Source organism: Roseburia zhanii (assembly GCF_014287635.1).
In the GTDB taxonomy this organism is placed as follows: domain Bacteria; phylum Bacillota; class Clostridia; order Lachnospirales; family Lachnospiraceae; genus Roseburia_B; species Roseburia_B zhanii.
This window is the reverse complement of sequence record NZ_JACOPH010000001.1, coordinates 387590-400587: the sequence shown is the minus strand read 5'-3', so window position 1 is coordinate 400587 and position 12998 is coordinate 387590. Positions and strand designations below refer to the sequence as shown.

At 36.2% G+C, this 12998-nt stretch carries 7 protein-coding genes and 2 pseudogenes; all 9 read right to left on the bottom strand.

Annotation, left to right across the window (positions count from 1 at the left end):
* Positions 1-884: 884 nt before the first annotated feature.
* A complete protein-coding gene (locus H8S17_RS01835) occupies positions 885-2243 on the bottom strand; it encodes an MATE family efflux transporter (RefSeq protein ID WP_186865977.1) in 1359 nt (452 codons plus the stop codon).
* A gap of 188 nt (positions 2244-2431) precedes the next feature.
* A complete protein-coding gene (locus H8S17_RS01830) occupies positions 2432-2590 on the bottom strand; it encodes a hypothetical protein (protein ID WP_186865976.1) in 159 nt (52 codons plus the stop codon).
* Positions 2591-3331: 741 nt separating this feature from the next.
* Positions 3332-3916, bottom strand: a complete 585-nt coding sequence (locus H8S17_RS01825) for a DUF6933 domain-containing protein (protein ID WP_186865975.1) — start codon at positions 3914-3916, stop codon at positions 3332-3334.
* A 5-nt stretch (positions 3917-3921) separates the two neighbouring features.
* Positions 3922-4245: pseudogene (locus tag H8S17_RS17050) on the bottom strand (hypothetical protein).
* A 233-nt stretch (positions 4246-4478) separates the two neighbouring features.
* On the bottom strand, positions 4479-5930 hold the full coding sequence (locus tag H8S17_RS01815) for an AlbA family DNA-binding domain-containing protein (RefSeq protein WP_186865974.1): 1452 nt from the start codon (positions 5928-5930) through the stop codon (positions 4479-4481).
* A gap of 185 nt (positions 5931-6115) precedes the next feature.
* Positions 6116-6364: a hypothetical protein gene (locus H8S17_RS01810; protein ID WP_186865973.1), complete on the bottom strand. Its 249-nt coding sequence runs from the start codon at positions 6362-6364 to the stop codon at positions 6116-6118.
* Positions 6365-6396: 32 nt separating this feature from the next.
* Positions 6397-7692, bottom strand: coding sequence for a reverse transcriptase/maturase family protein (locus H8S17_RS01805; protein ID WP_186865972.1), 1296 nt, complete (start codon positions 7690-7692; stop codon positions 6397-6399).
* Positions 7693-8013: 321 nt separating this feature from the next.
* The gene (locus H8S17_RS01800; protein WP_186865971.1) at positions 8014-10080 is read right to left on the bottom strand and encodes a DUF262 and DUF1524 domain-containing protein; all 2067 of its coding nucleotides are present in this window, start codon (positions 10078-10080) and stop codon (positions 8014-8016) included.
* Positions 10081-10092: 12 nt separating this feature from the next.
* Positions 10093-12996: pseudogene (locus H8S17_RS17045) on the bottom strand (type I restriction endonuclease subunit R); the annotation flags it as partial.
* Positions 12997-12998: the final 2 nt, after the last annotated feature.

Sequence of the window (12998 nt, the reverse complement as noted above, 5' to 3'; positions counted from 1 at the left end):
TGCGTCCATTTTTTATATGCATATTTTGATATGTTGGTTGATTTCAGCCCTTCTGTTACAGAAACCCTAAAACTTCTGTCTATCGGCGGTGTCCTTATCGTCCCGGAATCCGACGTTGCTGCCTAACCGAGTGGCTTCTCTGTCTGTGCGTACACGCTGATATCAGTAAAACATGTAAGTGTTACCGCAAGTGCTAGAAATATGCTGATATATTGTCTGATTTTCTTCATACCTTTCCTCCTTGTAATCTGCAGATAGTGTCTGTCAAATCAACTGCCTCTCTTTTCAACGAAATCTTAATTTCTTGAGCAAAAAAGCGTTACCTTGTAAATAAACAGCATCATTGAACCACCACAGCACAATCATCCGTATAAAATGATCAACACCTATGGATATTATACTGTATTTTATTCAATACATTCAATACCCAACATAAATAAATGTTATTACTCAAACTTCACATGTTACTGTACACACCTACGGTGCTACAGTAACGATTACAGCCCATTTCAAATGCATCTTCGATGCATGGGGCTGTAATCCGGCACAATTTCATGATTGGCACATAGCTTGACAGCAGGTGTCAAGCTTGCGTCTGTACAGTAACCTTCACATATTACAGTTCGCGCATCAGCTTGTAACGAAGAAACCGATGGTATAGACTTATTTCAGTCAAACCATCGATTTTTCTTACCTAAATATTTCAGCTGCTCTGTCGAATATATTTATATTTTCATCTCGTCGCATCATAATCAGCATGCTCATGCATTGACAGAGATAATCGATACTTGACCTTTTACGCCCTCATGCCCTTGGATATATTGAGTTTTCCACCTGTCTGTTCAGATAAAAACCTGCGGCTTTTATCAATGGATGTACAACAGTCATTGTTCTTGCTGCGCATCTGTCATCTTTCGTTCGATCAGTAAAAATACACTGGTAAATATAATTCCCTTCATCATAGTCGTTGTCGTAAGCGCCCACCATATTCCCAGAATTCCTAACGCACTGCTGCTTAAAATGATTGCAAGCGGAATGCGAAGCGATGTAAAGGCAATACTGATTCCACTACACAGACGCGTCCTTCCAAGTCCTGATAACGCACCTACCGTCATCATCTCCACACATAAAAACGCTTCACTGAATCCGACAATGATCAAATAATCAACCGCTGTTGCAATCGCTTGCTTCTCATGGAAAAACACTCTTGCGATCGGTGTCGGAACACACACAAACACAAGGGTGATCAAAAGTCCCCATATCCCAACAGTCCATAAAGATACCCGATATCCCTGCTTCACACGTTCGGTTTTACCTGCGCCATAGTTCTGACCGATAAAAGCATTCATGGCTGCGCCAAATCCTTCCGCCGTATTCCATGAGATTGATTCGATCTGACCGCCTACCCGCTGCGTGGCAATCGCCTCCGGACCAAAGCCGGCCACCATACGCGTCAATATCATGGAAATAAAGCAATACGCCATACCCTGAAGCGCCGTGGGAATTCCGATTTTACAGATTCCCTCCACATATTCCAGCGGAATTTTTACGAACAAACGGAGTCCTTTCAGCACATTTTCCTTCTTCTGCACGAAAATTCCCAGCAGCATGATCCCGGTAACAATTACCTGCGCTAAAACAGTTGCCATCGCTGCTCCTGCCGCCCCAAATCTTGGAAATGCTCCCGGTCCCAGAATCAAAACCGGATCTAGGATCATATTCGCCGCTAAACCAAAAAGATTTGCGACAAACGGCGTCTTGGAATCTCCCTGTGCCGTATATATTCCGGTTAACGTTACGGACAAAAACGAAAAAACGATAAATCCGCACGCAATCCTGATGTAATCCAATGCGGCACTCAATGTTTCCGCATCCTCCAGCCGGAAAAATCCTACCAGCGGATTGGCAGACAGCGCCACAATGATTCCATAAGCCAGTCCCATCAATAATGCCAATTGCATCGCTGTCTGTGCGAATCCATGCGCCTTTTGCCTCTCTCCGCGTCCGATACACTGTGCGACCTGTACCTGACCGCCCATCCTTGCCATCGAGGCAAGTCCCTGTGAGAGCCATGTAAACATACCTCCAACGCCTACTCCGGCAACCGCCTTGGCGCCAAGCAGCCCGATCCATGCCATGTCTGTAATATTATATAATGTTCCCAAAAACGACGATGCCATAATCGGTATCGCAAGTTTCGTTAACGTCTTTAAGATTGGTCCTCTTGTTAAATTTCCTTCCATTTAGTCCTTATTATTTCCTTTTTTCTTCGTTTTCTTGATATGAAAGCCTGTCTGCCCGTTGTTTCGATATAATGGATTGCATCTTCATTTCATACATCTTTGCCGACAAATTTCTTATTTTCTGCATCATAAACAAAATCTGTCACTCTATATTTTGCAGTACGCACATTCTTGAGAATAGTATGCAGCTACTCCTGTTGATCGATAAACACATCCGCCGCTGGTACTCCGATTTGAACCATCTCACCAAACAGTACATAGGATTCCCCTCCACAGACCGCCTGTATCAGAAAATTGACTTTGTCATCCATTGCCAGTTCCCCGTCTATTAGCTTATCCTTCGGCACAAAAGTCTAAACTGTCCATGCCACCAGCTTATCAAAAGCCAGAATCAGATATTCAAAACAAATCATATCCAAAATTATAATCTTCCCTTCTGCCTTATCTGCTGTTGATTTCAACATACGATACTTGTTACGAATATCCTGATTATCAACCACATAATCAAATGCAATATAATACCTGAATCCGTGAAGTTCATCCTTTAAGCGAACTAACCTGCCAAGGGCAAGTTGGTTTCATGATAAAAACATACTTCAATGTCTATTTTCAGTACCAATGTCGTGACAACTGAGCCACTATACCATTTTAGTACCACAAGGCAAAAAACTAGCTTGCAAATGCCCATTTTACTAGGCTTTGCGAGCTTTTGAAAATTATTCAAACGTAAGTAGGTAATAACCAGTACCTTGATTTTTGAAAAAGCCCCATAAATGGCTTGTTTACGCCATTTATGAAGCTCTGTTTACTACTCAAACTCGCAAAGTCTGGTTTGATTTTGATTATTTCAGTGCAGTTATCTATACCGCTTTGTATTGATAACTCATACTTTTTCCACACGTTATTCTTCGTTTCACATATTTTTAGTACCAATCCAGTACCATTGCTATATTGTCATTATTGTGTGTAGTTCCGGTGGCTTGCAGGTTTGTTTACTATTCACAGAATAAATTTCTGTCGGTTTGCAAGTCCACCTATGGAAATTATAATCTCCAAGCGATATTTCTGCAAGGAAAAATTTTGTGGTACTAATCGTTAGTACCACGATTGTTTTCTATGTACTGAGCGAAATCAATTACCTTTGCTGGCTTTCTCTTAGCAGCAATCCCTAGTCGTTCCATGTCTAATTTAAAAAGTTCACTCGGATATCCATACGCATCAAATCCCTCTGGCTGGCAGATATCTCTGTTCAGATGCTCACTAAATTCCCATTGATACTTTGCTTCTTTCTCCAGCTTCTTACCAAAATACTGTGCATCCATTACCATTCTGTTAATGCCACCAACCGATTTCCTACCATGAGTTTTTGTTACAGTTGTATCGCCTGACATTTTAAAATACTGCCCTATCTGTTCCTCGGAATATCCCATTTCCTGCATCACGCCATGAATCACACTGCGGATATACATTGTATAGTAATTCCAGTTTCTTGGTTCAATATCTGTCATTGCTATTGTATAACGATTACTGACATTCACAATAAACAAGACATTTCTTCCTTTTATTTTCGTCAAATGTGTGTCCCAGCAGAACACAAGTGAAGCACCTTTGCTTTCTTCAATCTTTGTTGTTTTTAGTCGATCTTGAACTGCTTTTGTTGCACCAATCTCCATATGTATCACCTGCTCATCTCAAGTATTCTTTTTACTTCATTCTGTAATTCATCACTAAAGTCTGATAAATCATTATATGTAATTACTTTCAGTCTAATAAGACGAACAATATCCCATATTACCTCTGATTTTTTCAGTTCCATGACAACTCCCGGATGACGTTTATCTTCTTTTATCCGTTTTTCAAGTTCTCAGAATTTCTCTGATGCAGGCTTTTTATCATCATTCAGAAAATTTGCATACTCTTTAACAAGACCTTCCATATAATTTTCCTGCCAGCCTGATAATCTTTCTCGAAATAGCTTCCAATCTTTTTTACTTATGTCCATGATTTTGAACCTCCTCAGTCTCATGTTAGTCTCAACAAACGATTTCAAAAATGAGACTGTCTTGAGACTACAACTTTATAATTTACCTGCAAATCCCGGTTTTATCGCATTTTGCTATATCATAGAGTCTCACTCAGTCTCAAATCTAGTGAGACTTCGTTGAGACTAACTTCGGAATATTCTTGAGTAAAAGTTTGGGTGTCACATTGAGTGCCACATTTACTGTCATTCACTTACTTAATTTTCCATTTACCACCATTATCTGGACCTTTTCGTTCTATGATACCTTTATCCTTTAATTCTGATATATATCTAGCAATTGTTCTATCTGTGACATCTAAGGCTATTCTTAATTCATCAATAGAAATATTCGGATTTTCGGAAATCATTTTTAGGATCTCACATGCTTTAGTAAGCTTCTTCTTAGAATACTCTGGCATTAACTGCTTCATTTTTTCTTCCGAAAATTCTATGACATTTTCTATGACATTTTCTATGACATTTTCATTCACCTGTGTTGCATAATTAGTGCCATAATTCAGATTATACAAAGTCAATGTAAAATTATCATTATCTGCATCAAAGACCGGCATCTTGGTCTCATCAAATTCTACTTGTCCCTCATAATCTGCCAATATCTTCTTAAATCCACTACCTCTACGCTCCATATATTTTAAACGGCTGAATATATCAGCTAATATCGGATTTCTTCGCTTTGACGGAATTTTCAATAAATTTTTCCCTTCAAGAGATATTCCACTTACCATTCCACCGGGTGAATATATTTCAATTCTGTCATCAAACATATCTATATGAACTTCACTACCTATCTCCATATAGTTTCTATGAATCAATGCATTTACTACACCTTCAAGCACTGCTCTATCCGGATAATCAGGCATTTCAATTCTTCCGTCACCTACCTTACGCCATGCTTTCTTGGAATTATTTCTGACAAAATCTGTTCCTGCCTGTAATAGTGTGACAAGACTGCCAGTATATTCCTTATCATCAAGTGCATCCACTATTCCTGAGGCTTTAGTAAGTCCATTCCATCTTGTACAAAACAATCTGGAATGACGTACCGGTGATTCATCTGCCAGAAGTGCTCCAGCATTCGTTAAATTTCCTTTTTCATCAATCAGTCCAAAAGATTCATAATCTGTATCTTCAAATGTATTACCTGTTCTCTGTTTATATACTGATTTTAATTTTGTAAAAGACATATTATCAAAATCATATCTTGATTTCAGACTATCGTAACTTTCGCCGCTACCACGAAGCACCAATTCTCTTAGCTGTGAGGGAGTTGCCGGAACGCTTTCATTTCCTATACGCATAAATGCAATGAGTTGTCCATCACCTTCATAATAGTATGGTGTCTGCTGCCCTTTCATAACTTCCACAATAACAAAAATTTTTTCGCCATCTTTTTCAAAATACAACTTAAACTCCGGTATTGGATTCAAATGTGTTTTTATTGCTTCGCTAATTTTCTCTGCATCACCTTCAGCATCTGCAAGCCCCACCAGCTCATTATCATTCGACACGCCAAATATCAACTTGCCACCAAAACAATTAGCAAATGCACTGATACTCTTGCACCAGCTTTTAGGTTTCTTTTCTTCAAGTGCAAGTTTTTTATCGTAATCTGTAGCTTCACCGATTAGTTGCTTTATGTCCATAAATATCACTTCCTTTCCGCCTTGGACTAATCTTAGACTATCTTGAGCTAAAATAAGATATTAATGGGATAAAAACCGTTGTATTGCAATAGTATCTTAGACTAAAAATATTATTTGTTATGAAATACAGCAATCCTACAGCTAACACATCTACCCAGTTCATAATCTTCTCTAAGTCTCCATCATTAATAATCTTTGTTTATAAACAGCTTTGCTATTTCATCATCTGTTCCATCCTTACCATTCTGTATTTTTAATAATAATTCACCTATCATTTTACGAAGTTGTTTTATATTCGTAGCCAGACTTCCGTCCATTTTAGATCCACCATTTTCATATACTCTGCCAGCCTCAAGCTGATTTAATTTATTACTGATTTCATTTAGTTCATAACCATATTTTTCTTTAATATCATATTCCAATCTATTACTCATCTGCAAAATCGCTCCTCCATGTTCTAATCTATTTACTCCTTTAACTTACTGTCAATCTTATACCAGTGTTTTTTCACTTGATTCCTAATATCGCTAACAAGCAGTTTACTCTGACTAAATATTTCATCTGCCTTATAAGCATATGTAAGAAAATTCCCATGGTCTTTGGAATACTTGCTTGCACCTAAATGTGTATATGAATGATAAATTGCTTTCTTTCCTGCATTAAAAGACTTTTCATCAGTATTCTCTTTTACTTTTTTTATTTTTCTATATGCTCTACAATAAAACTTAAACAAACTCTTATCTCTTATCCGAACAGTTTTTCCATCAAATGTAAAGCCAAGATAATTAATAAGATTACTTTTCCCCTTTATCTTTTCTATAATTCCATTATCGTAGAAAAAATGTTCAGTTTTATCCTCGTTTAATTCTAAATTAGGAATGCCATCTCTGGTACTGTAAATAAATTTAGCAATCTCCTCATTTTTTCCTTTTACATCTTCTTGTGTCATAGGAACAACAATTATAATATCATCACAATATCTTCTATACATCCCTTTCTGTGAAGTGATAAAGTCATTTATTTTTTTATCAAAATCTATCATATAAACATTAGCATATACAGCACTTATAGATGAACCTTGTGGAATCTGATAATCTTTAAGGTTCTTGCGAAGATGATTTTTCTTAAACTCATGAAATTCATCTGTTTCAAAATACTTATCCATACCTCGCATATCTCTTCTCAACAGACCCTTCTCAGACTCTATATCATCAGCTTCAATATATGTAAACTTCGTAATATTTTTGTAAATAGCATAATCAGCAGCATCTAATGACTCCTCGTTGATTACACATTTTATTTTTTCTTTTAAATATTTATGGTCAAGGTTATCAAAAAATTGGCTGAAGTCACCCACAAAAATGTAAGCCGATTCACATTTTACAATATATTCAAATACTTCTTTTGCAAAATCAATATTACATTTTCCTGGTGTACAATTTCTATAAGCTGTTGAAACACGGCTTATCCCATTTGATTTCATATACTCATTGTATTTGTTATTAAGACGGTTTCCATAATACTCATATATAAATCTGTCAATATGTGCAGCATAATATATATCTCTTTCCTTTGGCTTAATATCTTTTTTTCCATTTTCAATAAAAGTGTATTTACTGCAATCCATTTTAAAATGAATAAATGGATAAAAGCCATGTCTACTGACCCAATTAATATTCTGGACTCTTTGCTGATAGTCCTTATGATGTTTCTTCACATCTAAGTGCGTATAATATTTATCTTTATATATCTTTCTACTCATTTTTCTCCTAAAAGCTTACTGAGTAACGACCGGTAAATATCTAATATCAGTAAGCATTAAAATCAATTGGACCTTGTTTTCTCAAGGAACTCTACCATCCTCCACATACGATGTATTGTATAATAATATTAACAGCTACTATAATTCACTGGTAATAGGAGGTCATACAATGGACAATATAATTCTTAATATTATCAACTGTATACTATTAATTCTGGTCAAGAACGTTCTTGACATAGAATACATAATACCCTTATAGCCACTTCTATAAGGCAAAATAATATATTTTGCAACCTACAATAATCTCTTGGCAAAAAATTTCTATTCTGCCTGCATCCTATACGATTGCTCAATTATCTCCATAACATTATCTACATCTGATGTATGCTCCATAAATAACTCGACATCACCATTACCCCATCGTCCAAGACCAGTAATATCCTTGCAGATGCCTTTAGGATCATGAATTTCTGAGAACTTCATATTCACAGATATTCTTAATCTCTGCTTCTGTACAACCACATCCACAAAGTTTGTATCCAATTTATAAGCTATATACAATTTCTTATATTCCCTCTTTACATCTGAGGAAAGATTCATAATTCGCTTATCTAATACTTCAAATAATGTCTTCGTAAACACATTAATATCATATGTATCCAATGAATACTTCTGTGTTGGCTTTTCCTCCACACAGTATGGTGCAATTTCTTCTTCTGATATCTTAGGATACTCCCATACATCCTTTGCTTTATCCGATAATAATTTCGCTCTCTCTTTAATATGATTTTCATTCCATTCCGTCAATTTCACGAGATATGAATTTAATCGTAAGGCGCTTTCCTTAAATCCACCTTCCATCTCCATTTTTACCATAAATGGTTTATCGCTCATTTCAGAATTATAAGCCGTAAGCGTGAGATTTCCTATTGTATGAAGATATTTTTTTTGCACATCCTTCCAATTTGGTCCTAATTCTTGCTTCCATTCATCATTAGGATTAGCATTCTGTGGCATAATATGCTCAATGGTGTAATTCTCAATTATAATCGGAGCCTTATTATTATAATTTTCCAGATGGCTTAAAATATAGTTCCTTGAACGCATATTATAAATATCTCTTGAAACAAATGCAGCTTCAAATTTATCATCATCCGGGAACTGTTTATAATCATCTCGTAAAACAAAGAACGCTTTAATGGAATTCATATAATCATCTTGCTTTATCTCGTTCCGCAAAGTAGCAAATGTCTTATTTAAAGAATTTGTTGGAATATCACAGATATTTCTTCTAAAAACATAGCTTATGCACATCTTAAGTATTTCAATAAAATTATCTTCTGTAATAAGTCCCTCTGAACAATCATTATGTACTTTAAGTAAAAACGGGAATGCAACTTCCATTCGCAGATCATTCACATCCACATACAAATTTTTAATTACAGGATTTGAACTTCTAGCAAAAACCATATCTGTGTAATATTTTGCATATTTTAATAAATCTTCACACAAATCACGAACTGATGAGAATTCGCAGTTCACATGATACAATTTAAACTCTTCATATACCTTGTCTATTTTGGGAATTCTGGTTAATTTCATTGTAAGATAGTCACGGAAAAATTTATCCATAACAGAGTCTTGTTTTTCATACTCAAACATTAACTCCATTGGTCTCCAAAAATGTTCATATACATAACTCTGCTCATCGTTTTCCAATCCCATCAATATATAATTTCGGATCAAATCCGATTCTGACAGTTCTTTGCCTGTAGAATTCAGGCTTTCAAAAATTGCCTGTGCATCATCCACAGCTCTATCCAACGTTATATTTACTATCTGTAATTTTCCTATAGATTCATAAATTTCTGCCGGCATCAACTCGTTCTTCTCTATTTGCTCTACAAAAAATCTATGATTTGTCAACAAACGTGACACAGTATTCTCAGGTATCGGTTTTTTCTCTACCAATCTTATAAGAATATCTCTATCATTCTCTGTTAATAACAATTTGTATCTTTCATCGCCATTTTCATATTCATTTTTTAACAACATGTTATCTATTCGGCGAGAATTAATGCTGGTATCCTCTGGATGATTTATTGCATAATCTCTAAGTGCTATCAATAGCAAAGTCAATGTTGTTATTCTCTGCTGTCCATCAATAATCATATATTTCTGAACTCCTGTTGGCATCGCCTGTTCTGCGATATTAACAATGGAACCTACAAAATGTCCCTGCTTATTCTTTTTCTGCATGTCAACAATATCATTCCAAAGTCTTCTGCACTGTTCAATATCCCAGCTATAATAACGCTGATATACCGGAATCAGAAACTGCTTATTCCCATTTAGTATTGAATATATATTTCCCTTTGTCGCATCCAATGCTCATTCCTCCTATTCTTGTCCGTATTTCGTCTGTGACTCAGCTACCATCATCGTACTTCTATCCTCATTCACATAGGAGACACTGCTATGAAAATCCACTACATTTTCTTCTTGCCCCATGTCATTGTTATCCGTCCAAAGTTCACATTGAGTCATAACAGTCTGTACTGCGTCGTCCATACCTTCTGGTGGATATTTATGTTTTTTTAGTAGTTTCTTAATCATCATCCGCATCTTAGCCCGTGCTGAATCACGCTTTTGCCAGTCGATTGTTCGATTTTTACGAAGTGTGTCAGCTAGCTCCTTAGTAATTGCTATAAGTTCTTCATTTTCATAAAAGTCCTTAATAGCCTGCGGTTTTGTAAGGGCATCATAGAATGCCAATTCATCCGCTGTAAGCCCCAACTTGTCACCTTCTTGCTTTGCTGCTGCAATCTGCTTAGCCAAATTCAGAAGTTCTTCTATTACCTGTTCATTCGTAAGCATACCATTAAGATATCTATTCATGGCTTGCTGAATGATTTCACTAAACTTTTCAGACTTTACAACATTAGTTCTTCGATATATTTGAACCTGCTCTGCAATCAATTTTTTTAGTAATTCCACTGCGAGGTTTTTCTCTTTCATCTTTGATATTTCTTCTAAGAACTTTGGATCAAAGAGTGAAAAATTTTGCGATACATCAGAGAACAAATTAATTACACCATCACTCTTTATACTTGCCTTTAGCAATTCATTTATTCTGGCATTCATCTCTGGAAGTGATATTTTCTTTCCCTGCCCCTGATTCATAAGTCGCATTACAAGTACTCTGACAGATTCAAAAAAAGCTGCTTCGACGCGAAGTGATTCCTCTACCATTGATGAACATAATGACAGTGCCTGTTTTAAAAGCAGTGCTTCCTTTAAGAACTCTGTTCTCTCTTTTTCTTTATTAACACCAACTATAAAGTTTACGCCTCTGCTAATGAATTTTGATCTTTCCAAATCTGAGTCTGTCATAAACTTAGAATAATCATATCCATGGAAGAAATCCTGACATATTGAAAGTTTTTCTAAGAATTTCGGATATGCAACCTTCGCAACATCAGTATCTCCATAGTTTTTCTTATCACGTGAAGTATAATCATTCATTGCCTCTTTGAGTGCAGAAGCAATACCTACATAATCAACAACAAGTCCACCTTCCTTGTCTTTAAAGACTCGATTAACTTTGGCTATTGCTTGCATAAGATTATAACCCTTCATAGGCTTATAAACATACATTGTAGCAAGTGACGGCACATCAAATCCTGTAAGCCACATATCAACTACTATCGCAATTTTGAGTGGGCTATCATTGTCCTTGAACTTCTTTGCCATCTCATCCTTGTGACGTTTATTTCCAATAATCTCTTTCCATTCTTCTGGATCTTTGTTGCTATCAGTCATAACAACCCCGACTTTTTCTGTCCATGTCGGTCGAAGCTCCAAAATTCTTTTATATATTTTCATAGCAATAGATCTTGAATATGCAACAATCATAGCTTTTCCTGTAAGCAGATTAGCTCTATTGTTCTCATAATGTTCTAAAATATCACATACTAGCGAGTCTATTGTCTTGTCATTGCCAAGGATTGCCTCCATTTGTCCTAATTGTTTTTTACTCTTTTCTACAACCTCTGCATCTGCATTTGATGCCATTAAATCATATTCTGCATCAATTAATTTGAGTGTTGCTTCATCCAGCTTTAACTTGATAACTCTGCTTTCGTAATAAACTGGTCTTGTAGCTCCATCTTCAACCGCTTGCGTCATATCATATATATCAATATAGTCTCCAAAGACTTCTCTTGTACTCCTATCCTTCATAGATATAGGCGTACCAGTAAATCCCACATATGTAGCATTTGGAAGGCAATTTCTAATAATCCTGGCTGTTCCAGTTACAATCTTAGCCTCTTTTTCTCCATCTTCATTTTCTACCATTTTTATTTTCTCTTTTAAACCATATTGCCCACGATGAGCCTCATCCGCCATTACAATAATGTTACGTCTTTCCGATAACGGTTCTTCTGATTCTTCAAACTTCTGCATGGTAGTAAATATAATTCCATTAGCTTGTCTGCCATCCAGCCAGTCTTTTAATCCAATATCATCTTTCGTTGAATTTTGGCCAAGTTTTCTGCAGATTGCATGAACCGGAACCTGTCTTAAGAATGCACTGCATTTTGCAAACTGCCCAAAGAGCTGGTCATCCAAATCATTTCTATCCGTAATAACAACTATAGTCGGGCTGTCCAATGCCTCCTGCAATAAATGAGCATAAAATACCATTGATAAAGATTTTCCTGAACCTTGTGTGTGCCAAAACACACCACCTTTACCATCTGTAATTGTCGCTTTTTTTGCCATCTGAACAGCCTTATTTACCGCAAAATACTGATGATATCCCGCTAGTATCTTGTACTTCTTCAATCCCTCATCTGAAAAACAGATAAAGTTTTTGATAATATCGAGCAATCTTGCTCTGTCAAACATACCTTCAAAAAATGTATCAAACTGAGCATACTGCGTATTCTCATAATTCCCATCTTTCGTTTTCCATTCCATAAAACGGTCTTCACCTGAAGTAATTGTACCCGCCTTCGATGTCAACTGATCACTAATAACGCTAATACAATTATAGATAAACATAGAAGGAATCTCATGGATGTAATTTCTAATCTGCAAATAACCTTCTGACGCATCTGTTTCTTCTCTGGAAGGTGATTTCAATTCTATTAAAACAACCGGAAGTCCGTTTACAAACAAGATGATATCTGGTCTCTTGTTGCTATTTTCAATAAATGTCCATTGATTTGCTACGATAAAAGAATTATTGTCCACATTTTTATAATCTACAATGTATGCCAATGAAGAACACTGTTCTCCAT

What these genes read in the sequence shown, in the direction of transcription:
- H8S17_RS01825 (WP_186865975.1), bottom strand. Translation starts at nt 3,916, where the DNA reads ATGGAGATTGGTGCAACAAAAGCAGTTCAAGATCGACTAAAAACAACA.
- H8S17_RS01805 (WP_186865972.1), bottom strand. Translation starts at nt 7,692, where the DNA reads ATGAGTAGAAAGATATATAAAGATAAATATTATACGCACTTAGATGTG.
- H8S17_RS01835 (WP_186865977.1), bottom strand. Translation starts at nt 2,243, where the DNA reads ATGGAAGGAAATTTAACAAGAGGACCAATCTTAAAGACGTTAACGAAA.
- H8S17_RS01815 (WP_186865974.1), bottom strand. Translation starts at nt 5,930, where the DNA reads ATGGACATAAAGCAACTAATCGGTGAAGCTACAGATTACGATAAAAAA.
- H8S17_RS01810 (WP_186865973.1), bottom strand. Translation starts at nt 6,364, where the DNA reads ATGAGTAATAGATTGGAATATGATATTAAAGAAAAATATGGTTATGAA.